This is a genomic window from Leifsonia sp. GW821-FHT13C09 (assembly GCF_058806435.1).
In genome coordinates, this window is sequence record NZ_JBXAPS010000001.1 from 1,631,427 (window position 1) to 1,656,282 (window position 24,856).

A 24,856-nucleotide genomic window follows, 5' to 3' on the forward strand; every position below is an offset into this window, starting at 1 on the left:
CTGTTCTCCTCGTCGAGTTCGCTGGGGTGTCGGCGCACGAGACGGCGCCGGGATCCATTCAAGCGAGACTTCTGTCGATTGTCAATCAAAAGTCGCCTCGTGATCGGCGGGCTTTGGACCGGCGACCAGCCCTGTGGTTCAATACGTGCATGACCGACAGTGTCCGGGAGTCCGGCATCGTCGCCGCTGACGCCTCGGACCTGCTGGCGATCCTGCGCGACGGCGTTCCGCGCACCCGCGCGCAGCTCGCCGAGCTGACCGGCCTCGCCCGCTCGACCATCGCGGTGCGCATCGACTCGCTCACCGAGTCCGGCCTCGTCGCCCCGGCCGGCGACGACGTCTCGACCGGCGGCCGCCCGCCCGCCCGCATCCGGTTCAATCCCGACTCGCGGGTCGTGCTTGGGGTCGACCTCGGCGCCACGCACGGTGTCGTCGCGCTCGCCGACCTCGCCGGCACGATCACGAGCAGCGAGTCGCGCCGGCTCCGCATCTCCGACGGCCCGGAGGCCGTGCTCGACTGGGCGCTGGAGACCGCCGAGCGCCTGTACGCCGCGACCGGACGCCCCCTCGGCGACCTGGTCGGCGTGGGCGTGGGTGTCCCCGGACCGGTCGAGCACTCGACAGGCCTCCCGGTCAACCCGCCGATCATGCCCGGCTGGGACCGCTTCGACATCCCGGCCTACGTGCGCCGGGTGTTCGACGTGCCCGTGCTGGTCGACAACGACGTGAACCTCCTGGCCCTCGGGGAGCACGCCCTCGCGTGGCCCGACCAGTCCGAGCTCCTCTTCGTCAAGGTCGCCACCGGTATCGGCGCGGGCATCATCAGCGGAGGCCGCTTGCAGCGCGGCGCGCAGGGCTCGGCCGGCGACCTCGGCCACGTGCGGGTGCCCTTCACCAGCGAGACCCCGAGCCACGGCGCGCGGGACGCCGACCTGGAGGCCCTCGCGAGCGGCCCCGCGATCGCGCGGGCGCTCACCGCGGCGGGCATCCCGGCCGAGACCAGCGATGACGTCGTGGCGCTCGCCCGGACCGGCAACGCCGAGGTGCTGCAGGCCATCCGCCAGGCGGGACGCGACCTCGGCGAGGTGCTCGCGACCTGCGTCAACCTCCTGAACCCCTCGCTCGTCGTCGTCGGCGGCAGCCTCTCCCGGGTCGGGGAACAGCTCCTCGCCGGGGTGCGGGAGGTCGTCTACCAGCGCTCGACCCCGCTCGCGACCCAGCATCTCACCATCACCCAGTCCCGCTCCGGCGAGACCGGCGGCGCCATCGGGGCGGCCACCATGGTCATCCAGGCCACCCTCGGCGTCGCCGCCCCTCCGCTCCCCCGCTGAGCCCCCACCGTCCACCGTCCACCTCCGCGCCCCGGGAAGGTCGAATCGATTCGATCCCGGCACGCCAGAACGAACCGCCCCACCACAACCCCGTGAAAGGAACGCAGTGACCACCGCATCCACCCCGCTCCGCGCCGGCGTCGTCGGCCTCGGCTGGGCCGGCCAGCAGCACATGGCCGCCTACTCCGACCTCCCCGGCGTCGAGCTCGTCGCCATCGCCGGAATGGAGGACGGCCCCCGGGCCGAGCTCGGCGAGAAGTACGGCGTGACCCGCCGCTACAGCGACTGGCGCGACCTCGTCGCCGACGGCGACCTCGACGTCGTGAGCGTCGCCGTGCCCACCTTCCTGCACGCCCCGATCGCCGTCGGAGCGCTGGAGGCCGGCATCCACGTGCTCAGCGAGAAGCCGATCGCCCGCACCGCCGACGAGGCGCAGACGATGGTGGACGCCGCGCACCGCTCCGGCCGCGTGCTGGAGGTCGCCTTCAACCACCGCCGCCGCGGCGACATCGAGGCGCTGAAGGCCGCGATCGACGCCGGCCAGATCGGGCGGCCGTACCACGCGCGGGCGATCTGGCTGCGCCGGGCGGGCATCCCGGCGCTCGGCAGCTGGTTCACCAACCGCGAGATGGCCGGCGGCGGACCGCTGATCGACATCGGCGTGCACGTGCTCGACTATGCGCTGCACCTGTTCGGCGAGCCGCGGGTCACCGCCGTCTCCGCCGTCACCCACTCCGAGCTCGGCGCGCGCGGCCGCGGCGGCGCGAAGAGCGACAAGCAGCACGTCGGCTCCGCCTACGAGGTGGAGGACCTGGCCAGCCTGCTGCTGCGCCTGGAGGGCGGCGGCTCGATCGTGCTCGAGACGAGCTGGGCGGCCTACCGTCCGGCCGGCGACGAGTTCGGCATCACGCTCTACGGCACCGAGGGCGGCGCCGACCTGCGGGTCGTGGATTACGCACCCGCCGGCGAGCTGACCATCTTCACCGGCGAGGGCGAGGAGGTCGAGGACGTCGCGGTGAAGGCCGACCCTGGCCGTGGCCACCTCGCCGTGGTCGAGACGTTCCTGGAGCACGTCGCCGACCAGGCGAACTGGTCGCACTGGGACGGCTCGCTCGCCCTCGACCGCGCCCGCGTCATCGACGCGGCGTACGAGTCGGCCCGCATCGGCGCCGAGGTGCGCCTGAGCCCGGCGACGGCGGGGCTCGACACCGCCCAGAGCACGGCAGAGACCGCCACCGACACCACCACCGAGACCCAGGAGGCCTGACCATGACCGCACTGCCCACTTCCCCGTTGCGCGTCACCGTCTGGAACGAGGGCGTCCACGAGACCACCCAGCCCGAGATCGCCGCGATCTACCCCGAGGGCATCCACGGCGCCATCGCCGCCGGCCTCACCGAGCTGCTCGGCGAGGAGGTCGTCGTGCGCACGGCGACCCTCGCCGACCCCGAGCACGGCCTGAGCGAGCAGCAGCTCGCCGAGACCGACGTGCTGCTGTGGTGGGGCCACATCGCCCACGACCAGGTCTCCGACGAGGTCGTGGAGCGCGTCCGGCAGCACGTGCTCGGCGGCATGGGCCTGATCGTGCTGCACTCCGGGCACTTCTCGAAGATCTTCATCCGCATGCTCGGCACCACCTGCTCGCTGCGCTGGCGCAACCCGGAGGGCGGTGAGCGCGAGCTCGTCTGGAACGTGAACCCCGCGCACCCGATCGCCCAGGGCGTCGACCAGCCGATCGTGATCGAGGCGCAGGAGATGTACGGGGAGTTCTTCGACATCCCGACGCCGGACGACCTGGTGTTCATCAGCTCGTTCACCGGTGGGGAGGTGTTCCGCTCCGGCGTGACGTTCACCCGCGGCCGCGGCAAGATCTTCTACTTCTCGCCCGGCGACCAGGAGTACCCGGTGTACTTCCACCCGCAGGTGCGCCGCGTCCTCGCGAACGGCGTGCGCTGGGCAGCGCCCGTGCCCGGCGCCCGCCAGGCCCCCGAGGTCTCCAACCCGCAGCCGGTCTGACCCATCCACCTGACAGGACACGCCGCCTCCGCACCGGAGGAGGCGGCGTGTCCTGCCAGTTCGCAGGGCAGACTGGTGCCATGTCGAATGAGCTTCCTTCGCCGCGTTTTTCGGACCCGGCGGACGCGCCGGCGCTGCGCTGGGGCGTGATCGGGCCGGGCGTGATCGCGGGCGACTTCACGGACGCGTTGCACGCGCACACGACGCAGCGGATGGTCGCCTGCGGCTCGCGCTCGGCCGAGCGGGCCGCCGCGTTCGCCGCCGCGCACGGTGTCGAGCGCGCGTACGACTCCTACGAGGCGCTTGTCGCCGACCCGGGGGTGGACGTCGTCTACGTGGCGACGCCGCACAGCGAGCACCTGGAGCACGCCCTCCTCGCGATCGCGGCGGGCAAGCACGTCCTGGTGGAGAAGCCGCTCGCCGCGACGGCCGACCAGGCCAGGCGCATCGCCGCGGCGGCGCGAGAGGCCGGGGTCTTCGCGATGGAGGCGATGTGGACCCGCTACCTGCCGCAGACCGACATCGTCCGCCAGCTCCTCGAGGCCGGAGCGCTCGGCGAGGTGCGCGTGGTCACCGCCGACTTCGGCGGCAACCCGCCCTTCGACCCGGCCGGGCGACTGTGGGATCCCGCGCTCGCCGGCGGCGCCCTCCTCGACCTCGGGGTCTACGTGGTGTCGTGGGCGTCGTTCGCGCTCGGCGCTCCCGCCGGGATCATCGCGACCGGGACGATCGCCCCGACCGGCGTGGACGAGCAGGTCGCGCTGATCCTGAGCTCCGCCCGCGGCGGCCAGGCGCTGCTCAGCACGGGCCTGCGCGCCGGCACGCCCTCGCTCGCGACCATCTGCGGCACGGAGGGCAGGATCGAGCTCGACAGCCCGTTCTGGGGGCCGAGCGGACTGCGCGTGGTCGGTCCCGACGGCCGCGTCGCGGCGGAGTGGCGCGACCCGTACGGCCGGCCCTACCGGCAGGGGATGTCGTACGAAGCGGCCGCGCTCGCCCGGTACGTCGCCGAGGGCCGCACCGAGTCGCCGCTGCACTCGCTGGACGAGGCGGTGTCCACGCTCGCCACGATCGACGAGGCACGCCGCCAGCTCGGCGCCGCGGGCGTGGGCTGACAGCGCTCGCGCCCGAGCCGAGGCAGAATGGACGAGTGTTCGACCGCTCCGCCACCCGCACCGCCGACCTCTACCGGCCGGGCGTGCTGGCGGACCTCGGGCCGGCCTCCTCGGCCCCGGCGCCCCGTCCCGTCGTGCCGGCCGTGCCGGGCGCGACCGGGCACCTGGCCCGGGTCGTCGCGTCGTCCAGCGATCGCGTCGGCTGGCTCCGCGCCCGCAGCCGCGGGATCACGGCGACGGACGTCGCGAAGCTGACCACCCCGCAGTCGCTCCGCGCGGCGGTCCACGACAAGCTGAACGGCTCCGGGTTCTCCGGAAACGTCTTCACCCAGCACGGCCGCAGCCGGGAGCCCGAGATCGCCGCCTGGGTCGCCGCCACCCACGGCATCCAGCCGTCCGACCTGCTCTTCCACGCCGAGCGCGACCGGAGACACCTGGCGACGCCGGACGGCCTGATCCTGCGCACCGGCGGCCGGATCGAGCTCGCCGAGATCAAGACCACGAACAAGCCGTTCAACAGCATCCCGCGGCACTACCTCCGCCAGATCTGGTGGCAGCAGTACGTCCTCGGCGCCGAGCGGACGCTCTTCGTGTGGGAGCAGCACGACCGTTTCGTGCCGATCCACGACGAGCCGCAGTGCCAGTGGGTCGACCGCGACGACCGGGAGATCGCCCGGCTCGTGGCGCTGGCCGGCGACCTGATCGACCTGCTGCGGGAGGCGACGGCCCGGCCGGTCGCCCGGGTTCAGCCGACGATCGCCTCCTGATCGGTCGGGTCCGCCTCCGCGGTCTGCCCTGTGTCCGCCGACACCGTGCGGTCGCCGGCGGGCGACCGCGTCAGCGCGAGCGCGTAGGCCGCCATCCACGCGATGGCGACGGTGGTGCCGACGAGCTCCAGCCACGCGCCGACGTCCGTCGCGACCTGCACCAGTGCGAGCAGTCCGCCCACGATCGTGATGAGGGCGACCGCGACACAGCTCACCAGCGAGACGCGCGCGACCCGCGGGAGGCCGGAGGCGAACGCGACCTGGAGCATCGCGAAGCACGCCGCGGCGAAACCGACCACCGCGGAGACCGTGTGCACGAGATCCTGCACGGTCGACGCCGGATCGACCAGCGGAACCGGGCAATACGCGGTGCAGGTGACCTGGGAGGCCAGGACGAAGCACAGCGCCGCGAACCCGAGGCTGGCGGCGGGAGCCCACCGGTCCAGCGCACGCACCGACGACCGGACGTGCCCGCTCGCCAACGCGACGGAGAAGCCGCCCGCCGCGATGAGCAGCAGCGCGACCTCGAACGGGAACGCCGTGGGAGCGCCGACCGCGCCGAGCTCGCTCACGTAGACCGGGTACGGCACGGTGAGCCGGGCGGCCCAGATGATCGTCAAGCCGCTGAGGACGCACACGGTCCCGATCGCCAGCAGTACGGGGATCGCCCGCTGCCAACCGCCGGCGAGCACGGGCAGGGCGAACGGCTGGCGCACGATACGCAGCAGTCGTCGCACAGGGGCTCCTCGGGATGACTCGGGTCGAGGGATTCTATCCGGAGCATCCCTGCGAACGTCCTGAGCCGGGCACGGCCTTTCTGAACGGATCGGTGAACGGCCGGAGCGGAACGGGAAACAGACTGTTCACACGCGGTCACCGGCCCGAAACACCCGTGAGCCTTCCGCGCGTTTGACTGGGAGCAGCCGCACCGTCCGCGGCGTGGCGACGAGGGGATCACGAATGCCGAACACCATGCGCGCTGCGCTGCTCGACGCCGCGGGCGATCCGGCCGCCCTCCGGATCGGCGAGGCCCCGACGCCGGACCGGGTGAACGCCGAGTTCCTGGTCAAGGTCGTCGCGGCGGGCGTCAACCCGCTCGACGCCTCCACGCGGTCAGGCGATGGCGTGTTCGGCGCCATCCACAGCTTCCCGGCCGTGCTCGGCCATGACTTCAGCGGGGTGGTCGTGGAGTCGCCCTTCGCCGCGCACCCGCTCCGCCCGGGCGACGAGGTCTTCGGGATGGTGATGGTCCCCCGCTTCGGCGGCAGCTACGCGGAGTACGTGTCCGTGCCGAGCGTGAGCCTGGTCCGCAAGCCCGCGACGCTCTCGCACATCGAGGCGGCCGCGGCGCCGCACGCCGCGCTCACGGCGTGGGGCATGGTGGTGGAACTGGCCAAGGCGCACGAGGGCCAGCGGGTGCTGGTGCACGCGGGCACCGGCGCCGTCGGGCACTTCGCGATCCAGTTCGCCGCCTACTTCGGCGCCCACGTGATCGCCACGACGCCGAACGCCGACCACGCCTGGCTGCGCTCGCTGGGCGCCGCCGAAGTGGTGGACGAGGCTGCCACGGGCTACGACCCCACCGGGCTCGGCGACACCGTCGACGTCGTCATCGGCCCCGCCCCGGACCTGGAGCGGGCCACCCGTGCCCTCGCCCTGATCCGGCCCGGCGGCCTGCTGGTACTGCACGTCCCGGCCGGCGTCGACCCCGGGCTGGCCGAGGCCGCCGACGCCGCGGGGGTGCGGGCGACCGGCTACACGGGCGCGCCGGACGGAAGCACCCTCGCCGTCATCGCGCGCCTCCTGGAGACCGGGAGCGTGCGCGTGCACGTCGACCGGATCTTCCCGCTGGACGAGATCGCGGAGGCCCACCGGGCGCTCGAGCACGAGCACACGAAGGGGGCGATCGTGCTCAAGGTCGCGGAAGGCTGACCAGCTCGCGCTCCATCACCCAGTCGTCCTCCAGCCGGTCCCCGACGAGGAAGCGCTTGGAGCCGACCCGCTCGAAGCCGTGCTTGCCGTAGAAGTTCTGGGCGCGCGCGTTCTCCTCGTTGACGCCGAGCCAGATCCCCGCGGCCCCGGCCTGCGCGGCGACCGCCAGGCTGGCCTCCATCAGCCGGCCCGCGACACCCTCGCCGTGATGGCCGGGGAGGACGTAGCACTTGCTGAGCTCGGCGGTCGGGCGCACCCGCACCGCGGCCGACACGTCCGCGTCGGCCGGCTCGCCGAGGTTCACCATCGTATAGCCGATGACCGCACCGCCGGCATCCTCCGCCACGAGCACCCGCCGCGCCGGGTCGACCGTGTATTCGCCGAACCGCTCCGCCGACAGCACGGCCGCGATGAAGGCGGCCTTGGCCTCGTCGGTGGTGTGCGGCGGACACGCGAGCGGGAAGGTCACGGCGGCGACGGCCGCGAGGGCCTCCGCGTCGGCGGCGGTCGCGGGACGGATCACGACGGTCATCCCCTCAGCGTAGCCATCCCCCCTCCACAGAGGAGACGACGACGGGCCGGTCACCGCGTGCGCGGTGCCGGCCCGTCGAGGGAACGATGCGATCAGATCGCGTTGACGTCCAGCGGGATGCCCGGGCCGAACGTGGTCGACACGGCGCCCTTCTGGATGTAGCGGCCCTTCGCAGCGGACGGCTTGAGACGGACGACCTCGTCGAGGGCGGCCTTGATGTTCTCGTCGAGCTGCTCGGCGGTGAAGCCCGCCTTGCCGACCACAAAGTGGACGTTGGCGTGCTTGTCGACGCGGAACTCGATCTTTCCGCCCTTGATGTCGGAGACGGCCTTCGCGACATCCGGGGTGACCGTGCCGGTCTTCGGGTTCGGCATCAGGCCGCGCGGGCCGAGCACCTTGCCGAGACGGCCGACCTGGCCCATGAGCTCCGGGGTGGAGACGGCCGAGTCGAAGTCGGTGTACCCGCCGGCGACCTTCTCGATCAGGTCGGAGCCGCCGACCTCGTCGGCGCCCGCGGCGATAGCGGCCTCAGCGGCCGGGCCGGTCGCGAACACGATGACGCGCGCGGTCTTGCCGGTACCGTGAGGAAGAATGACGGTACCGCGGACCATCTGGTCCGCCTTGCGCGGGTCCACACCGAGCTTCAGCGCGACCTCGACGGTCGAGTTGAACTTGGCGGAACCGGTCTCCTTCGCGAGGGTGACCGCCTCGGTGGGGGTGTAGAACTTGCCGGCCTCGATCTTGTCGGCCGCGGCCCGGTAGGCCTTGGACTTCTGTGCCATGAGATTTCTCCTAACGAGAATGTGGTGCGAGCCTGGCCGGCTCTGCCACGGTGATGTCTGGGTGACGGGGAGGTCGGGCTTACGCCTCGACCGTGATGCCCATCGAACGGGCGGTGCCTGCGATGATCTTCGACGCCGCGTCAATGTCGTTGGCGTTGAGGTCGACCATCTTCTGCTCGGCGATCTCGCGCACCTGGTCCTTGGTCAGCTTGCCGACCTTGGTGGTGTGCGGCACGCCGGAGCCCTTGGGGACGCCCGCGGCCTTCTTGATCAGCTCTGCGGCCGGCGGGGTCTTGAGGATGAACGTGAACGAACGGTCCTCGTAGACGGTGATCTCCACCGGGATGACGTTGCCGCGCTGCGCCTCGGTGGCCGCGTTGTACGCCTTGCAGAACTCCATGATGTTCACGCCGTGCTGACCCAGGGCCGGGCCGATCGGCGGGGCCGGGTTGGCGGCGCCGGCCTTGATCTGAAGCTTGATCAGACCGGTGACCTTCTTCTTCGGTGCCATGTCTCTTCCTTCTTTGTGTATTCGAGCACGCGGGTCTGGGACTCGCGTCGCTCTCCCGGTTTCTCGGCCCTTCCGAGACCCGGTGTGATGTGAAAACTAGGGGATGCCCTGAAAGATTCCCGTCAGAGCTTCGTGACCTGGTCGAAGCTGAGCTCGACCGGGGTCTCGCGCTCGAAGAGCGACACGAGCACGGTGAGCTTGCCGCTCTCCGGCTTGATCTCGCTGATCGAGCCAGGCAGACCCGCGAACGAGCCCTCCTTGATGGTGATGGTCTCGCCGATCTCGAAGTCGACCTCGGCCGGGATGACGCGCGCGGCGGACTTCTGGCCCTTCGCGGCGCCCTTGGCCGGGGCCTGCTCGACCTGCACGAGGCTCTTGAGCATCGAGAAGGCCTCTTCGAACCGCAGCGGGGTCGGGTTGTGGGCGTTGCCCACGAAGCCGGTGACGCCCGGGGTGTGGCGGACGACCGACCAGCTGTCCTCGTTGAGGTCCATGCGCACCAGCACGTAGCCGGGGATGCGCACGCGGTTGACCATCTTGCGCTGGCCGTTCTTGATCTCGACCACGTCCTCCATCGGGACCTGGACCTCGAAGATGAAGTCCTCCATGTTCATGGAGACCATGCGGTTCTCGATGTTGGACTTCACGCGGCGCTCGAAGCCGGCATAGGAGTGGATGACGTACCACTTGCCGAACTTGGCGCGCAGCTCGGCGCGGAACTCCTCGTACGGGTCGGTGGCGGCCTCGTCCTCGTCCTCCACGGCCTCCTGGGCGGCCTCGGCCTCCTCGGCGGAGTCGACCTCGAGGGCCTCATCGACGGCGCGGTCGGCCTCGGGGTCGACGGCCTCGGCCATCGCGTCGAGGACCGCGTCCAGGTCAATCTCGGTGCCGTCCTCGGCGACGATGTGCAGCGCCTCGTGCTCGGCGGGGTCGGACGACTCCTCGTCGCGCTCCAGGACGTTGCCCGTCTGCGCCTCGTCGTCTTCGGAGGACTGCTCGGCAGCGGTCGCCCAGTCGACGTCGTCGCGGTTCGTCTCAGACACTGAATTCATTCCATTTCTGTCGGTATGGCCGTGCGGCCGGTCGGGATGAGCGGGTTACTTCGGATTTCCGAAGACCCACACCACGCCGAGACCGAACACCCAGTCGAGCAGGGACACGATCGCCATCATGATGACCACGAAGACGAGCACGACGCCGGTGTAGCTCAGGAGCTCCTTGCGCGTCGGCGTGACGACCTTCTTGAGTTCGCCGATGACCTGCCGGATGAACAGGGCGATCCGCGCGAAGGGGTTGCGCCTCGCGGCGCGATCCTTCTTGGCGTTGGCGACGACTTCCTCGCTCGGCTCGTCGATTACCTTTCGGGCCACCTCGTTACACCTTTCGTGGACCGGCATCCGGGATGCCGGTTTGCAGGGCGGACAGGAATCGAACCTGCAACCTGCGGTTTTGGAGACCGCTGCTCTGCCAATTGAGCTACCGCCCTAGGGATCGTGAACCCGGAAGACCCTCCTGGCATTCGCGAAAATAGGCGCAGAAAAGCTTGGCGGATTCAACCACCGCACCCAAGTGTACGGGACGCCACAGCCCCTCGCAAAAACGCCCCGGCCCCGTGCGCGGCGTCTCGGCTCAGAGGAGCTTGCGCTCCAGCGCCCACGCCGTGAGCTCGTGCCGCGACGAGAGCTGGAGCTTGCGGAGCACGGCCGAGACGTGCGTCTCGACGGTCTTGACCGAGATGAACAGCTCCGCGGCGACCTCCTTGTACGCGTAGCCGCGTGCGATCAGCCGCATGACCTCCCGCTCGCGTGCCGAGAGCCGGTCGAGCTCGTCGGTGCTCTCGGCCTGCTCGCCCGCCGCCGCGCCGAACGCGTCGAGCACGAAGCCCGCGAGCTTCGGCGAGAACACCGCGTCGCCGCCGGCGACGGCCACCACCGCGTCGCTCACCTGGCGCCCCGAGCTGCCCTTGGTGAGGTAGCCGCGGGCTCCGCCGCGGATCACGCCGACGACGTCCTCTGCCGCGTCCGACACGCTGAGCGCGAGGAAGCGCGTGCGCTGGTGCTCGGCGGCGGTGCGCCGGAGCACCTCTGCGCCGCCGCCGCCCGCGCCGCCCGGCAGATGCACGTCGAGGAGCACCACGTCGGGTTGCGTGCGGAGGATCGCCTCCACGGCGCCGTCGACGTCCTGCGCCTCCGCCACGACCTGGAGGCGGTCGTCGAGGTCGGCGCGCAGCCCGGACCGGAAGATCGAGTGGTCGTCGACGATCACGACCGTGATCGGGCGCGGTGCGGTGGCGTCGGTCATGGTCTCATTCTCGCTCTGCTGGCAGTTCGACGGTCAGGTGGATCTCGGTCCCGGTCTCGCGCGAGGTGACCGTGGCGTGGCCTCCCGCGCGGCGCATCCGGCCGACGATCGACTCGCGCACGCCCAGCCGGCCCTCCGGCAGCGCGGCGATGTCGAAGCCGGGTCCGCGGTCGCGGACGAACACGTCGGCCGTGCCCGCGCCGGACTCGACGTACACGGAGACGTCGCCGCCGGCGTGCCTGGCCGCGTTGAGCATCGCCTCCCGGGCGGCGGCCGCCAGCTCGGCGGGGGCACGGAGGACGGGCTCGCCCACGCTGACGACGTCGAAGTGGACGGCGTGGTCGACCTCCAGCGCCGCGGCGACCTCCCGGAGCTCCGTGGCGAGGTCGGAGGCCTCGGGCGCCCCGCCGTCCGCGCCCTCTGCGTAGAGCCAGTCGCGCAGCTCGCGCTCCTGGGCGCGCGCGATCCGGCCGACCTCGCTGGAGGCGCCCGCGCGATTCTGGATGAGCGCGAGCGTCTGCAGCACCGAGTCGTGGAGGTGCGCGGCCATCTCCGCGCGCTGCTCCTCGCGGACCCGCGCCGTCCGCTCGGCGATCAGTTCGCGCCAGAGCCGCAGCGCCCACGGCGCGACCAGGACGGCAGCGCCCGCGAAGGTGGCGCCGATGATGGCGAGCCACAGGTATCCCGACGAGCGCCCCGCCTGCATCCCGCTGAGGACGAGGGCCAGCGCGACCAGGAACCCGCCAGCGGCCAGCCGGAACGTCGTCGGCGAGAGCGGGGACGCGGCGAGGCTCTGATCGTCCACGAGCTGATCCCAGATCACGGCGGCGACCAGCAGCAGAACCGACGTGAGGACGGCGCCGAACGCGGAGCCCTGCGCGTCCGCGGCGACCATCACGACGGCGGCGACCCCCGCGGCGGCGCCCATGCCGGCCAGCACCCGCGGCACGTTCACGCGGCGGGTGACCCGCTCGTCCGGATCCTCCGGGGTCGCCGCGCGCAGCGGGGTCAACGCCCAGAGCCACAGATAGAACAGCACGCCCGCGCCGCCGATCAGGGCCGTGCCGACGAAGATCCAGCGCACGGCGACGACGGGCCAGCCGAGGTGGTCCGCCAGCGCCACGCTCACCCCACCGACCAGGCACTCCCGCGGGCGCGCGAGCGGAGGGCGCGGGATGCGCCCTGGGGACGCCGCGCTGGAGCGGGTCGCCGGGTTGGAGGCCATACCTGGAATCCAAGCAGAACCGGTCCCTCCCGCACAGCGCGAACGGCGGGAATCAGGGTGCGGTCAGGGTGTCCCCCGATAGCGACCGGGCGCCGCCGCAGGCCACGATCGAGGCATGGTGAACGACAGCACGACTCCTCCCCCGTCAGGCGGCGCCGCCGCCGGCGGCCGGCAGGCCCCGTACGGCGGCCCGCAGACCGGTCTCTCCGGCCGCGGCACACGCTTCTTCGACTGGATGCGCAGCCTCGGCGTCACGCGCACCGACGGCTGGATCGGCGGAGTGTGCGCAGGCATCGCGTACCGGATCGGGATCGATCCCCTGATCGTCCGCGGCATCCTGGTCGTCGCCGCGCTGCTCGGCGCGCCCGCCATCCTGTTCTACGCCATCGCCTGGGCGCTGCTGCCGGACCGCGACGGCCGCATCCACCTGCAGCGGCTCTTCGAGGGCGAGTTCGAGCCTCCGATGGTCGCGATCGGCGTGCTCGTCGTGCTCTCGCTGCTGCCCTGGTCGGACGGGGTCTGGTGGTTCGGTCGCTCCCCGGGCTGGGGCGACGAGGTCGGACGGATCGTCTGGACGCTGATCGTCCTCGCCGCCGCGACGACGCTGATCGTCTTCGCCGGGCGCCAGGCGGATCGTCGGTCCTGGACCGGGAGTGCGGGCGGTGCGACGGCCGGACAGGCGCCCGCGCCTGATGCGGGCTCACCGGCCGCCGCAGCCGCCGCCACCACGAACGCCGCCGCCTCCACAGACTCCGCCATCCCCGCGACGCCGACCGTCGCCACGGTCACCGAGCCGACCGCGCCGCCCGCGCCCGGCGCCGGCGCGAGCACACAGGAGGTGGACGACTGGCGTGCCAGACAGGCGCAGTGGAAGGCCGAGCACGACCAGTGGAAGCAGCGCCTCGCGGAGGACATGCGCACGGTGAAGGCGCAGCGCTCGGCCCAGCTCCGCGCGCAGGCGGCCGCGGCGAACGCCGAGGCGGAGTCCCGGCGGGCGGCCTACCGCGCCGCGAACCCCCGGGTCGGAGCCGCGATCGGCTGGCTGTCGGTCGGCCTGGCGCTGGTCGCCGGCGCCGTCGCGGGCGCGCTGTGGGGGCCGCTCACCGGCCTGCCCGGTTACGCTCTGACGGCCGCCCTCGCCGCCGCCACACTGGTGTTCGGGATCACCGTCCTCATCGCGGGGATCGCCCGCCGCCGCAGCGGCTTCCTGATCTTCCTCGGCATCCTGCTCGCGACGCTCACCGTCCTGGCCGCGCTGCTGCCGACCTCCCCGGCGGTCCGCCTGAACGCGAGCGTCACGGCCGGGAGCACGCTCTCGGCGACGCCGACCGGGAGCGCGAACTACCTCCAGGCCGTCGGGGACACGACGATCGACCTCACGAAGGCCGTGACGGCCTCAGGCACCCCGGTGGTGAACCTCGCCAAGGGACCGGGCCCGACCACGGTGGTCGTCCCCGTGGACGCCACGGTCCGGCTGGAGGCCGCGACGGCCTCCGCGGTGACGGTGACGGACCCTGCGGGCGGCGAGCAGGTGCACCACTGCGACCCCGAGCCGTTCGGCGGCTGCTCCACGGACATCGTGGTGGGGCCGGGCGGGCGCCCTGACGCCATCGTCCGCGTCGCGCAGCTCGACGCGGTCCGCGTCGAGCGAGTCCAGCAGTGAACGAGAGCGAGAACGAGATGCCCACGAACGCCGACCAGCCGAACGACGAGCTCCGCGAGCCGACGCCGACCGCTCCCGAGCCCAACGAGGCGGACACCCTGGTGATCCCCGCCGCGTCGGATACAGCGACGGCCCCGACCACTCCGATCCAGCCGACTCCGATCCAGCCGACCCCGATCGCCTCCGCAACCACGCCGACGACCCCGCTCCCGGCCGCGGAGCCGCCCGCCACGCCCGCCGAGCCCTGGCTGTCCGCTTCGGCCTACACGTTCGCGACGCGCCCGGCGCCCTCCGGTCCGCCTCCGGTGCGGTGGGGCGGGATCGTCTGGGGAGCCCTCCTCATCGTGCTCGCCGCCTCCGTCCTGGTGGTCGTCTCCTCGCCCGTGCGCCTCGCCGGCGTGACGGTGTGGCTCGCGACGCTCTCTCCCGGCGGGGCGGTCGCGGTCTGGGTGGCGGTGGTGGGGCTGGTCATCGTCGTCTCCGCGCTGCTCGGTGCCGTCGGCGCGGCCCAGCGCAACCGCCGACGGGTCTGACCGCCGAAGGAAGGCGCCGGCCGCTCAACCCGAATGAGCAGGCCGGCGCCTTCGGGTGGATGCCGTCGCTCAATGGGAAACAGCGACGTCCGACCCACCCAGGGGCGGCGCGGCTTTCGGGTACCCGTACCGGAAGCGGCGACCGCAGGACTCCAGTTAGGCGGACGCGGAGTGCCCGATCCGACGCCGGCCGCGGAATCACGCGGCGGCCTTCCGCCAGGATCACCTGAGCGCTCACCTGTCGCTCCTGATACGCGCGATTCCCTCGGAGTGAGCGCACCCGTCCGCGCTCTGCGGGCGCGCCGCGGACGCGCCGCGTCCGGTGACTATGGGTGGTGGACAGCCGCGGGCGTCCCGCGTCATCGTGCGCGGGCCGCGCGGATTCAGGGCGAGACGGGACATGACCGGTCGCGACCGCGACCCCCGGCGCTCGCCGATCGGAAGACCTGGAGTGAAAGACATGGTGAAACCAGCCCGGTCCGCGCCCACCCCTCCGGCGGTCGCGGACCCGACCCTGCTGCTCACGGCCGCCGTCTCCCGGCTCGCGGCGACCATCGGCGTCCGGCTGGTCGTCATCAAGGGCATCGCCGCGGACCAGTACGGGCTCCGCCCCGCCCACATCAGCAGCGACGTCGACGTGCTCGTCACCCACGACGGCTACGGCGTCCTCCTCGCCGAGCTCGAGAAGCGCGGCTGGAGCCGACGGCCGCACGACCCCGACACGGACACCTTCCCCCTGCACAGCGCGAGCATGTTTCACCCCGAGTGGGCGGCCGACATCGACGTCCACTTCCGCTATCCCGGCCTGGAGGTCGAGGGCGACGTCTTCGGGTCGCTCTGGGCCCAGCGCACCACCATGTGGTGCGGCAACCAGCCGATCTGCATTCCCGGCCTGGTCGACGCGATCATGATCGGCGCCGTCCACGCGATCCGGTCGCGCTTCTCCCAGCGCCACCGCGCCGAACTCGACTTCCTCGTTCGGCGCTGCTCCGCCATGGACGTCACGCTCCTGCTCGAACGCGCGGACGAACTGGGCGCCCTCGCCACCGCTCGGCCGTTCCTGGAGCGGCTGAAACCCTTCGATGCGGACTACGACTGGGGTGAGGCGTCCGCCGAGTGGCGGTTGCGCACGGAGTTCCCCGAGGCGTCCCAGCGGCGCGCGCTGCTCTGGAAGCAGGCCACACCCCGCGAGCGGCTCGGCAAGCTCCGCCTCGCGCTCTTTCCGCCGATGTCCGCGCTCGTGAAGGAGACGACCACGACGAACCTGGGGCCCGCGCAGCTCGTCGGCCGCTACGTCCGCCGCTGGGTCCGCGGGGCGAAGGCCCTCCCGAACGCGCTCGCGGCGCTCCGGGCCGGCGACCGACGCCGCAGCTGAGCGCCGCCCGGCACAGGTGCCGCTCAGTACGCGCCGTTCGGGCGCAGCACCACCCCGACCGTCTGGAACAGGATCTGGAGGTCACCGGCCACCGACCAGTTCTCCACGTAGAAGAGGTCGAGCCTCACGCCCTGCTCCCAGGACAGGTCGGAGCGACCGCTCACCTGCCACAGCCCGGTCATCCCCGGCTTGACGATGAGCCGGCGGTGGCTGTCCCTGTCGTACTCCGCCACTTCGGACGGCAGTCCCGGGCGTGGCCCGACGAGGCTCATCTCGCCCTTGAGCACGTTCCAGAGCTGCGGGAGTTCGTCGATCGACGTGCGGCGCAGGAACCTGCCGACGCGGGTCACACGCGGGTCGTCCTTGATCTTGAACAGCGGCCCCGCGCCCTCGTTCCTGTGCTGCAGGTCCGCGACCTCCTCCTCCGCGTTCACCCGCATGGTGCGCAGCTTGACGATGCCGAACGCCGTGCCGTCGCGACCGACGCGCGACTGCCGGAAGAAGGCAGGCCCGGGGCTGTCGAGCCGGATCACGATGACGCAGACGACGATGACCGGCAGGAGCAGCGTCAGCGCGACGGCGCTCAGGACGACGTCGAACACGCGCTTCGCCCGGCGTCGCGTGATCGAGCGGTCGGCCGGCGCCACCTCCACGATGGGGAGCCGGTCGATCGGGAAGTACTCGGCGCGCGGCGCGGCGAGCTCCGGCACGTCGATGGAGAGCCAGACCACGGCGCCCGCGCCCTCCACGTCCCAGAGGAGCTGCCGGACGTTGGCGCCGTCGCGCTCCTCGGTCAGGACGATGATGTCGACCCGATGCTGCTCGACGAGCTCGCGCAGATACGGACCGCGCGCATTCTCGATCCCCGTCGTGGCGACCACGTCGACCGCGACCGGCGCCGCCCGCTCGGCGAAGACCGCTGCGAGCTCTGCGACGCGTTCCGGCGTGCCGACGACGAGCGCGCGCCGGATGTAGCGGCCGCGGGCGCGGTGCGCGTAGATCCACCACCGGCAGACGAAGCGCACGGCGAGCAGGCCGAGCATGCCGAACGGCATGGCGAACGCGAGGTAGGCGCGCGAAAGGTCGAGCTGGAGGACGAGCGAGCCGACCGCGAGCAGGGCGACGAGCCAGACGGTCGCCCGGATCGGGGGCGCGTACGACGGGCCATTGAGTCGTTTCGGCCAGGAGACGTACCCGTTCAGCATGGCGACGATGGCGAGCCAGATCAGCCCGAGCAGGATCGAGACCATCACGTACGACGTGTCGAGCGGCCCGATCTGGAACGGATCGTTGCGGCTCCCGAAGCGCACGAGGTGCGCGATCGCGAGGACCCCGCTGACGACCAGCGCGTCGGCCAGGAGGAGCGTGCGAGCGGCGCGCAGCCGGCCGGCCAGCGTGTGCGGGAGTTGCGAGTCGGTGCGGACCATCAGTTCCTTCCATCCCCGAGCGCGCCGCGTTGCAGCGTCGGTATGACGTCGTCGGCGGCGAGCGCCTTCCTGAGGACGCCGAGGCGCGTCTCGTCGACACGCACGATCGACTGGCCGCCGGGGGACGTCCCGGTCCCGGCGGTCGGCAGCGTGAGGGTGTGGATCGCGTCGGGCTTCAAGCCGCCGAAGCTGAGCGCGAGGGACGCAGCGGTCGGCGCCGTCAGCCCGTCGTCCACCGCCAGGTAGCGAGCGAGCGTCATGATCGCGGACTGCGTCCTGCCGGGATCGGTCAGCGTCCCGGCGCTGATGAACCCCTGGAGCATCCCGCGGACGAACGCCTGCTGGTTGCGCACCCGCTGATAGTCGGCGTCCGGGAAGGAGTACCGCTCGCGGACGAAGGCCAGGGCGGCCTCCCCCTCGAGCCTGTTCTTGCCCTTCTCGAAGCTGTAGCCCGGCATGTTCTTGGAGCTGAACGCCCGGTCCGACCAGACCTTCACACCGCCCAGAGCCGTCGACAGCGCGCCGAACCCGCCGAAGTCGACGACCATCACGTGATCGATCCGGGCCCCCAGCAGGCCTTCGACCGTCTGGACCGTCAGCGGGACGCCGCCCCAGGCGAAGGCGGCGTTGAGCTTGTCCTCGCCGTGACCGGGGATCGGGACCCAGAGGTCGCGCATCAGCGAGACGATGACGACCCCCGACCGGTCCGCCGGGATGTTGACCAGCATGAGCGTGTCGGAGCGCTCCCCGGTCGCCGCGCCCGACATCGGGTCGTGGAGCCCGTCGCGCGAGTCCGAGCCGATGAGCAGGATGTTGGTCGCCCCCGCGACGGCCGAAGGACGCCCGGCCTCGTCCGGGAAGGCGTCCGGGATGCGCGTCACCCGTTCGTCGAACGACCACCCCAGCCAGAAGACGTACCCGCCGACGAGCGCCACCGGCAGCGCGATCACCAGGACGGCGGCGGTGATCCCGATCCAGATTCGGCGGCGTCGTCTCCGTTCGCCCCGACGGCGCTCCTGCCTGCGCGCAGAACGCACAGGAGACGCTGGATCGTCGCCCCCGCCGCCGGTCGCCGTCACACGGCCCCCTTCCGACCGGCCAGGATGTCGATCGCCGGCACGAGCCGGCGCGCCATCTCGTCGAACGCCTCGTCCGGCCGGCCGTAGGGGTCGTCGATGTCGTCGTCCCCCCGCTGCGGGAGCAGGCCGCGACGGCGGGCGTCTACGGCGCGGTCGGTGAGTTCCCGCCACCGCGCGGGATCCGCTGCGTCGCCGTCCCATCCGAAGCCGTCGACCGCTCGGGCGAACTCCAGCAGGGTGAACGTCCGGGAGAACGCACCCGGGTCGAGCGCGGTGACCCGCGTCGCGTGCTCCTGGGTGAGCGCCAGGACGAGGTCGGAGCCCACGATCGTGGCCTCGGTGAGCTGACGGGCCACGAATCCGTCCGGGTCACCGCCGAATGCACGGACGCGCGGGCGCGTCTGCGACGAGATCGACCGCCCCACGACCGCGCGCGTCCCAGCGCTGTGGACGACCACGCGCTCCGGCGCTGCGCCCGGCTCCCCCGATCCGCCGGGCGCTGACCGCAGCCGCGCCTGCAGGAGTCGCTCGGCCATCGCAGACCGGCAGATGTTGCCCGTGCACACGAACAGGACGGAGAATCCACTCCCGGGCATCGCGCGACTCCCCTCGGTCGATGTCGCGGCGGAATCGCCGCGGTCGAAGATGCAGACGGACAGGATGACCCCGCCGACTCGCCGCGCGCCGGGCTGCGGAGAGGACGGCGGTGGTCGCGGCAGCGTTCTTCACCCGCTGAATCGGGTGCAGGCCGCGCCCCGGACGAAGAACATCACCCGATCGGCGCGCCTCCGGGCGGGATGCCCGCAGCGGCCCGAGGTCTGGACCCGCTCGGATACTGGGTCTTTCGCCCCGACCCGACAGCCCCCGAGGAGACCCATGCCCGCCCACCCGTCCGACCCGCACGACGACGGCCCGCAGGAGCACGGCACGCACGGGGCGGCCGACGGATTCGTCGTCGGCGCAGTCGGGTGGCGCGTACGGGTCCGGGTGACCGGACCGGGAGCCCGCGACTTCCGAGCGGCATTCGCCGGCGCCTGGGCGCATCTGCTGCTCGACCCGCGCACCGACACCGCGGACGAGCTCGCCATCGATGTCCCGTCGGACGCGTCGGACTCGATCGTCGTGAGTCTGGCCCACGCCAGCGCCCTCATCACGCGCACGCTCATCGACGCGAACGCCGGCCGCGGACTGCTGTTCCACGCTGCTGCGGCCGTCGGAGCCGACGGCCAGGCGATGCTCCTGGTCGGACCGTCCGGAGCGGGCAAGACCACCGCCATCACCCGGCTCGCCGGCGGGCACGCGTACGTGACGGACGAGACGGCCCTCGTCGACGCCGACGGCCGTGTCGTGCCCTACCCGAAGCCGCTCTCGGTCGACCGGGGAGGACCGGCCAAGGCTCAGCTCCCGCCCGCCGGGCTGGGGCTGAGCATCGCCGAGGACGCTGAGCAGGTGGCCCGGGTGATCGTCCTGAACCGGGAAGCGGGCGGTGCGAGGCAGCCGGTGTCACGGCGCCTCGACCTCGTCGAGAGTCTGCAAGCCCTCGTCCCGCAGCTCTCGGCTCTGGAGCAGCACCCGCGACCGCTCGGCGCCCTGGCGGACCTGATCCGCCAGGTCGGCGGCATCGAGCAGCTCAGCTATGCCGACGTCCACGACCTCGACCCCGAGTCCGGACCGCCCGCCTCGCCGCGACTGTCCGACGAGGAGCTCGCCTTCTCGCGCGTCTCCTGCGAACGCGACGACGACGCGGCGTCCGGCCTCGTGCGCACTCGCCCGCACGACGCCCTGGAGGCCGCCGATCTGCTGGTCCTCGCGCACGGGAGCGAGGTCCGGGTGCTGGCCGGGATCGCGAAGACGCTGTGGCTGGCGACCGGAGCGGCCCGGTCCGAGGCCGAGCTCCTGGACCGCCTGCGCGCGGTCCACGGAGCCGCGCCCGGGGACGCCGCGGCCCTGCACGACACCATCGATGTCCTCGTCGGCACGGGGGTGCTCGAGTGGCGGAGCTGACACACGCCACCACGACGGGTGACGTCCAAGGTGAACTTAGTCGCGGCGTGCACCGTCATGCCCGGTCGGTCGTCTGGGTCGAGACGACCGCCGGGAGCTGGGCGGTGGCCGACATCTCCGATTTCCGGCAGTTCGTCCTCACCGGACCGTCCGGCGTGCTCTGGCAGTCGTTCGACGGCCACACGACGGACGACGCGATCGTCGCGCGCCTGCTCGGCTCGTATCCCGACCATCCGGAGTCGGCCGACGCCGACTGCAGGTCGCTGATCGACGAGCTGGTAGAGCTCCGACTGCTGGAGCCCGCACACCCCGAACCCCACCACGAGCTGGCCGACGAGGCCGAGATGGAGCAGTGACATGACCTCGCCGACGGACACCACGGACAGCCAGTCGAAGGGCAGGGACCTCCGCGACTTCGTGCGGATGATCCGGCGCTACTGGCTCGGCGAGGCGATCATCGTCCTGGCGACCATCGGTCTCGTCGCGGGGTTCACCGCGATCCAGCCACGCGTCTACCAGTCCACCTCGACCGGTCTCACCCAGGCGGCGACCGGCGAGAGCCTGTCGATGGCATTCGCGGGCGAGAGCCTCGCCAAGTCGCGCGCGGAATCGTATGTGCGCGTGGCGACGTCGGACGCGGTGGCCAAGCGCGCGCAGGAGATCCTCGGCACCGACCGCACCATCTCCGACCTTCTCGGTCACGTCACGGCGACGCTCCCGGCGGACACCGCCATCATCGAGATCACGGCGAGCGCGGGCACGCCGGACGGCGCCGCGAAACTCGCCAACGCCTGGACGACCGCACTCTCGGATCAGGTGAGGGCCCTGGAGTCACCGGAGGGGTCAGTCGGCGATCCGGCGATCTCGTTCGTGCCCCTGGCGAACGCCCGGCCGCCGTACTTCCCGTCGTCGCCCAACATCCAGACCGCGCTCGTGCTCGCGGTGCTCGCGGGCTGCGCGCTCGCGCTTGTCTATGCGCTGCTCCGCCAGCACTTCGACCGCCGGATCCGCTCGGTCGACCAGATCGAGCGCCTCCTCGACGCCCCCGTGATCGGGACCGTCCCGGCGAGCCCCGCGCTGTCCGACCGCAAACGCGTCGTCGAGCATGACGGCAGCGCCGACTCGACCCAGCTCTTCGCGATCTCCGAGTCGCTGCGCGAGCTGCGCACCAATCTGAGCTACATCGACGTCGACAACCCGCCGAAGGTGATCGTGGTGACCAGCTCGATCCCCGGCGAAGGCAAGTCGACCCTGACGGCGAACCTCGCCGACGCCATCGCCTCGGGCAACGCGAACGTGGTCATCATCGACTGCGACCTCCGCCGACCGATGCAGTCGACCCTCTACAACCTGCGCGGCGGCGTCGGCCTCACCGATGTGCTGAGCGGCCGGGTTGCCATCGGCGACGCCCTCCAGGCTCCGACCGCGAGCGGCCATCTGCGGGTCCTCGGAGCCGGCCGCGTGCCGCCGAACCCGAGCGAGCTCCTGGGCTCACGCACGATGCGCGAGCTGATCGGCGCGCTGTCCGGCGTCGCCACGGTGATCCTCGACGCGCCCCCGCTGCTCTCGGTGACGGATGCCGCGATCCTCGGCACCATCGCGGATGGCGTGGTGATCACAGTGGGCGCGAAGCAGGTGACCGCCGAGCAGCTCCAGAAGGCCTACCGATCGGTCACGCGCGTCAACGGCAAGGTGCTGGGCGCTGTCCTCAACAAGATCCCGCCGAACGGCGTCGACTCCCACGACTACGGCTACTACCGCAACGACTACTACACGTCCACCGAGACCCCGTCGGCGAGCGCGGAACCGTCAGGCGAGGAGGCGCGCACGGGCGACGAGGCGACGCCCACCCGCCGCTCGTCGCGGAAGGAGCTCCGCGCCGGCAAGTGACGTTCGGCGCCGCTCCACCGGCCGCCGTGGCGGCCTACGCCGTCGGCAGCGCCACGGCGGAGTCCGCCTGCGGGACGATGCCCTGAACCGGCGCGTCCGCGCGCGGGAGGGCGATCAGCAGACTCGCCAGCACCCCCGCGCTCATCCAGGTGAACACGTCGAACGAGAAGAACATGGCGAACAGCATCGCCAGAACAGCCTTGATGGTGCGGTCGGCGAACCAGAACGCGACCGTCCAGAATACGAGGAGTGCGAGCAGGCCCACGATCCCCATCGTCCCCAGCGCATAGACCAGCATGTTGTCGACTGCTCGGAGGAAGGTCTGCTGCATGAGACCGCGATCGTACAGAACGGCTTCGCTTCCGAACCCGTTCCCGAACCAGACCTCCATCGTGGGCCGGTTCAGGAGCGCGCGGACGGACTCGAGGGCGCCGAGGCGGTGCGTCCACGAACCCGAGTCGAGCAGGTTCGCGACGATCGTTCCGATTCCGATGTCGATGTTCAGCAGCACGATGACGGCCGCTCCGACGCCGATCGCGGAGCGCAGCCAGGAGGTCAACGATCGGTTCAGCGCGACGTGCACCAGCAGGCCGACGGCGACGGCGGCGGCGGCGCTGCGCGTTCCCGAAATCGCGAGGCCGATCGTCGCCACGGTCAGGTTCACCAGTCTCCACGTCGGCGACCAGCGTGCCGGATTCGACCATGCGACGATCATCGCGATTCCGATGTAGAGCGCGAAGACGATGGGATGCCCGAATGTGCCCTGGGCTCGGGCGTAGACGTCGTTCGTGAAGGGGTTATAACGGATCGTCCCGGTGTATCCCCAGATCGGTTCCGGCAGGACGAGGACCTCCACGAACGCCAGGCCGACTTGAAGCGCCGCCACTCCGGCGATCGTGGCGTACACCATCCTGAGTTCGGCTCGGTCGAGCGAAGATGCGACGTACGCCACCAGCGTCGCCAGTCCGAAGTACAGCACGATTCGATTCGTGCCATAGCTTCCGGTCAACAGCACGCCCAGCGCGATGTACCCCCACCATGCGGACACCGCCCAGAACCGAACGCCTCCCGAGCCGGCGGCCCGCGAGCGCACGAGGGCGAGCACGAGGACGCCGATCGCGGCCATCGCGGTGGGCGGGCGCACGGAGTCGGGCGCGAAGGTCGCGAGCCCGAACGACGCCGCCACCACCGTGAACGAGACCGCGACGCCGCGGATCAGCCGCGGGGGCACCGCGATCATGAGGAGGACGATCGCGAGGATCGCGACCGCCCCGCCGAAGAGCAGCAGCGGGTTCACGAGCGGACGGCCGGCGCTGCGAGCCGCCGGTACGCGTCGAGGACCGGGCCGAAGACGCGCGCCGGCGACGCCTCGGCGTCCGCCCAGCGCTTGGCGCTCTCCACCACGGCGGCTCGGGTGGCCGTGTCGTCCGCCGCGCCCGCGATGATAGCCGCGAACTCCGCGTCCGTGGCGTCGTCGGGCACCTCGTAGCCGCGGCCGTCGACGAGGAGGCCGTTGGCCGCCGACGCGGTCGCGACCACCGGGCGGCGGCGGTCGAAGGCCTCCAGGACGGCCAGCGGAGTGCCCTCCCACCGGGAGGTCATGAGGAGGAAGTGCGCGGCGTCCAGGCGCGCGGGGACGTCGTCCACCTGGCCCGCGAAGTCGACCGGGGCGCCGCGTTCGGCCGCCAACGCGCGCGCGGCGTCGCGCAGCTCGCCGTCGCCGGCCCAGGTCGCCTGCACCGGGCGCCGGTCCGCGAGCTCCGCGACGACGCGGACGAACCGCAGCGGGTCCTTCTGCTCGACCATCCGGCCGACCGCGAGCAGCCGCAGCGGTGAGCCGACCTCGTTCCCGACGGGGTCGGGTGCGCCCTCGCGCTGGGCGGGCGCGTTCCCGACGATCACGACGCGCTCGGCCGGTCGGCCGGCGTCGACCACGACCATCTCGGCGACGGCGGGACCGACGGCGAAGACGACCGCACTGCGGAAGGACAGGACGCGCGGCCGCACGCTCGGCAGTCGCGTGTGCGCGTGCTCGACGACCGGGATGCGGAGGAGCCGCCCCACGATCAGCGCCTGCAGGGCCTCACGGCGCTGATGGGCGTGGAGGACGTCCGGACGTGCCTGCCGCGCCGCGTCCAGCAGCCGTCTCGTCTGGGCGACGAAGCCGCCGACGTCATGCCCGATGAACCGGACCGATGGGGCCAACCGGGCGACGGCTGTGCCTCCTGCACCGAACACCGACACCGACACACCGTTGTCAACGGCCAGCCAGTTGGCGAGGTCGACGACCACCTGCTGAGCTCCGCCGTGCCCCATGCTGTCGACCACGTGCATCACGCGGAGCGGGCCGTGGCCCGTGGAGTCGGCGGTCAC

25 protein-coding genes and 1 tRNA gene are annotated in these 24,856 nt (G+C 72.0%); 12 read left to right on the forward strand and 14 right to left on the reverse strand.

Going from position 1 to position 24,856, the window contains the following annotated elements:
- Nucleotides 1-149: 149 nt before the first annotated feature.
- The 5 genes from AC1ROW_RS07890 to AC1ROW_RS07910 all read left to right on the forward strand — a co-directional run bounded on the left by AC1ROW_RS07890 (nucleotide 150) and on the right by AC1ROW_RS07910 (nucleotide 5,229).
- The gene (locus tag AC1ROW_RS07890; RefSeq protein ID WP_493018276.1) at nucleotides 150-1,331 is read left to right on the forward strand and encodes an ROK family transcriptional regulator; all 1,182 of its coding nucleotides are present in this window, start codon (nucleotides 150-152) and stop codon (nucleotides 1,329-1,331) included.
- Between the two features lie 106 nt (nucleotides 1,332-1,437).
- Nucleotides 1,438-2,598 (forward strand): Gfo/Idh/MocA family protein, encoded by a 1,161-nt coding sequence (locus tag AC1ROW_RS07895; protein WP_493018277.1) that lies wholly within the window; start codon nucleotides 1,438-1,440, stop codon nucleotides 2,596-2,598.
- A 2-nt stretch (nucleotides 2,599-2,600) separates the two neighbouring features.
- Nucleotides 2,601-3,347 carry a ThuA domain-containing protein gene (locus AC1ROW_RS07900; RefSeq protein WP_493018278.1) on the forward strand — a complete coding sequence of 249 codons (747 nt, stop codon included), beginning with the start codon at nucleotides 2,601-2,603 and terminating at the stop codon, nucleotides 3,345-3,347.
- Nucleotides 3,348-3,427: 80 nt separating this feature from the next.
- The gene (locus AC1ROW_RS07905; RefSeq protein ID WP_493018279.1) at nucleotides 3,428-4,462 is read left to right on the forward strand and encodes a Gfo/Idh/MocA family protein; all 1,035 of its coding nucleotides are present in this window, start codon (nucleotides 3,428-3,430) and stop codon (nucleotides 4,460-4,462) included.
- Nucleotides 4,463-4,497: 35 nt separating this feature from the next.
- Nucleotides 4,498-5,229 (forward strand): YqaJ viral recombinase family protein, encoded by a 732-nt coding sequence (locus tag AC1ROW_RS07910; RefSeq protein WP_493018280.1) that lies wholly within the window; start codon nucleotides 4,498-4,500, stop codon nucleotides 5,227-5,229.
- Here the strand turns inward: AC1ROW_RS07910 and AC1ROW_RS07915 are convergent.
- Nucleotides 5,208-5,966 carry a DUF998 domain-containing protein gene (locus AC1ROW_RS07915; RefSeq protein ID WP_493018281.1) on the reverse strand — a complete coding sequence of 253 codons (759 nt, stop codon included), beginning with the start codon at nucleotides 5,964-5,966 and terminating at the stop codon, nucleotides 5,208-5,210. The genes AC1ROW_RS07910 and AC1ROW_RS07915 overlap by 22 nt on opposite strands.
- A 223-nt stretch (nucleotides 5,967-6,189) precedes the next feature.
- On the opposite strand from AC1ROW_RS07915, the gene AC1ROW_RS07920 reads away from it, so the two are divergent.
- On the forward strand, nucleotides 6,190-7,161 hold the full coding sequence (locus tag AC1ROW_RS07920; protein WP_493018282.1) for an NADP-dependent oxidoreductase: 972 nt from the start codon (nucleotides 6,190-6,192) through the stop codon (nucleotides 7,159-7,161).
- Here the strand turns inward: AC1ROW_RS07920 and AC1ROW_RS07925 are convergent.
- The 8 genes from AC1ROW_RS07925 to AC1ROW_RS07960 form a co-directional block, all read right to left on the reverse strand.
- Entirely contained in the window at nucleotides 7,142-7,693 is a 552-nt protein-coding gene (locus AC1ROW_RS07925) for a GNAT family N-acetyltransferase (protein WP_493018283.1), read from the reverse strand. The two genes, AC1ROW_RS07920 and AC1ROW_RS07925, sit on opposite strands and share 20 nt — an antisense overlap.
- 92 nt (nucleotides 7,694-7,785) lie before the next feature.
- Nucleotides 7,786-8,475, reverse strand: coding sequence for a 50S ribosomal protein L1 (gene rplA, locus AC1ROW_RS07930; RefSeq protein ID WP_185278481.1), 690 nt, complete (start codon nucleotides 8,473-8,475; stop codon nucleotides 7,786-7,788).
- Nucleotides 8,476-8,554: 79 nt separating this feature from the next.
- Nucleotides 8,555-8,986 (reverse strand): 50S ribosomal protein L11, encoded by a 432-nt coding sequence (rplK, locus tag AC1ROW_RS07935; protein ID WP_185278482.1) that lies wholly within the window; start codon nucleotides 8,984-8,986, stop codon nucleotides 8,555-8,557.
- Nucleotides 8,987-9,108: 122 nt separating this feature from the next.
- The gene (gene nusG, locus AC1ROW_RS07940; RefSeq protein ID WP_493018284.1) at nucleotides 9,109-10,029 is read right to left on the reverse strand and encodes a transcription termination/antitermination protein NusG; all 921 of its coding nucleotides are present in this window, start codon (nucleotides 10,027-10,029) and stop codon (nucleotides 9,109-9,111) included.
- A gap of 54 nt (nucleotides 10,030-10,083) precedes the next feature.
- Nucleotides 10,084-10,356 (reverse strand): preprotein translocase subunit SecE, encoded by a 273-nt coding sequence (gene secE / locus AC1ROW_RS07945; RefSeq protein WP_493018285.1) that lies wholly within the window; start codon nucleotides 10,354-10,356, stop codon nucleotides 10,084-10,086.
- Between the two features lie 43 nt (nucleotides 10,357-10,399).
- Nucleotides 10,400-10,472 (reverse strand) — tRNA-Trp (locus tag AC1ROW_RS07950).
- A gap of 143 nt (nucleotides 10,473-10,615) precedes the next feature.
- Nucleotides 10,616-11,287 carry a LuxR C-terminal-related transcriptional regulator gene (locus tag AC1ROW_RS07955; RefSeq protein ID WP_493018286.1) on the reverse strand — a complete coding sequence of 224 codons (672 nt, stop codon included), beginning with the start codon at nucleotides 11,285-11,287 and terminating at the stop codon, nucleotides 10,616-10,618.
- Between the two features lie 4 nt (nucleotides 11,288-11,291).
- Nucleotides 11,292-12,512 carry an ATP-binding protein gene (locus tag AC1ROW_RS07960; RefSeq protein WP_493018287.1) on the reverse strand — a complete coding sequence of 407 codons (1,221 nt, stop codon included), beginning with the start codon at nucleotides 12,510-12,512 and terminating at the stop codon, nucleotides 11,292-11,294.
- A 115-nt stretch (nucleotides 12,513-12,627) separates the two neighbouring features.
- Between AC1ROW_RS07960 and AC1ROW_RS07965 the strand changes: the two genes are divergently transcribed.
- The 3 genes from AC1ROW_RS07965 to AC1ROW_RS07975 all read left to right on the forward strand — a co-directional run bounded on the left by AC1ROW_RS07965 (nucleotide 12,628) and on the right by AC1ROW_RS07975 (nucleotide 16,083).
- Nucleotides 12,628-14,175 (forward strand): PspC domain-containing protein, encoded by a 1,548-nt coding sequence (locus AC1ROW_RS07965; protein WP_493018288.1) that lies wholly within the window; start codon nucleotides 12,628-12,630, stop codon nucleotides 14,173-14,175.
- Nucleotides 14,172-14,708, forward strand: a complete 537-nt coding sequence (locus tag AC1ROW_RS07970; RefSeq protein ID WP_493018289.1) for a hypothetical protein — start codon at nucleotides 14,172-14,174, stop codon at nucleotides 14,706-14,708. Before AC1ROW_RS07965 ends, AC1ROW_RS07970 begins: the two co-directional genes overlap by 4 nt.
- Nucleotides 14,709-15,168: 460 nt before the next feature.
- The gene (locus AC1ROW_RS07975; RefSeq protein ID WP_493018290.1) at nucleotides 15,169-16,083 is read left to right on the forward strand and encodes a nucleotidyltransferase family protein; all 915 of its coding nucleotides are present in this window, start codon (nucleotides 15,169-15,171) and stop codon (nucleotides 16,081-16,083) included.
- Nucleotides 16,084-16,106: 23 nt separating this feature from the next.
- Here the strand turns inward: AC1ROW_RS07975 and AC1ROW_RS07980 are convergent, their stop codons facing one another.
- Genes AC1ROW_RS07980 through AC1ROW_RS07990 form a run of 3 tightly spaced genes read right to left on the reverse strand, consistent with a single transcriptional unit; the run spans nucleotide 16,107 to nucleotide 19,185 of the window.
- Entirely contained in the window at nucleotides 16,107-17,510 is a 1,404-nt protein-coding gene (locus AC1ROW_RS07980; RefSeq protein WP_493018291.1) for a sugar transferase, read from the reverse strand.
- On the reverse strand, nucleotides 17,510-18,589 hold the full coding sequence (locus AC1ROW_RS07985) for an LCP family protein (protein ID WP_493018292.1): 1,080 nt from the start codon (nucleotides 18,587-18,589) through the stop codon (nucleotides 17,510-17,512). The genes AC1ROW_RS07980 and AC1ROW_RS07985 overlap by 1 nt, the downstream gene beginning before the upstream one ends.
- Entirely contained in the window at nucleotides 18,586-19,185 is a 600-nt protein-coding gene (locus tag AC1ROW_RS07990) for an arsenate reductase/protein-tyrosine-phosphatase family protein (protein ID WP_493018293.1), read from the reverse strand. The genes AC1ROW_RS07985 and AC1ROW_RS07990 overlap by 4 nt, the downstream gene beginning before the upstream one ends.
- A 280-nt stretch (nucleotides 19,186-19,465) precedes the next feature.
- Between AC1ROW_RS07990 and AC1ROW_RS07995 the strand changes: the two genes are divergently transcribed.
- From AC1ROW_RS07995 to AC1ROW_RS08005, 3 genes are read left to right on the forward strand one after another with little or no spacing between them, the layout of a single operon-like run.
- Complete coding sequence (locus AC1ROW_RS07995) at nucleotides 19,466-20,593, forward strand: ATP-binding protein (protein ID WP_493018294.1); 1,128 nt, start codon at nucleotides 19,466-19,468, stop codon at nucleotides 20,591-20,593.
- A 47-nt stretch (nucleotides 20,594-20,640) separates the two neighbouring features.
- Nucleotides 20,641-20,949: a PqqD family peptide modification chaperone gene (locus AC1ROW_RS08000; RefSeq protein ID WP_493018295.1), complete on the forward strand. Its 309-nt coding sequence runs from the start codon at nucleotides 20,641-20,643 to the stop codon at nucleotides 20,947-20,949.
- A gap of 1 nt (nucleotide 20,950) precedes the next feature.
- Nucleotides 20,951-22,483, forward strand: a complete 1,533-nt coding sequence (locus tag AC1ROW_RS08005; RefSeq protein WP_493018296.1) for a tyrosine-protein kinase domain-containing protein — start codon at nucleotides 20,951-20,953, stop codon at nucleotides 22,481-22,483.
- Nucleotides 22,484-22,517: 34 nt separating this feature from the next.
- Here the strand turns inward: AC1ROW_RS08005 and AC1ROW_RS08010 are convergent, their stop codons facing one another.
- On the reverse strand, nucleotides 22,518-23,780 hold the full coding sequence (locus AC1ROW_RS08010; RefSeq protein ID WP_493018297.1) for an O-antigen ligase family protein: 1,263 nt from the start codon (nucleotides 23,778-23,780) through the stop codon (nucleotides 22,518-22,520).
- Nucleotides 23,777-24,856, reverse strand: coding sequence for a glycosyltransferase (locus AC1ROW_RS08015; RefSeq protein WP_493018298.1), 1,080 nt, complete (start codon nucleotides 24,854-24,856; stop codon nucleotides 23,777-23,779). Before AC1ROW_RS08015 ends, AC1ROW_RS08010 begins: the two co-directional genes overlap by 4 nt.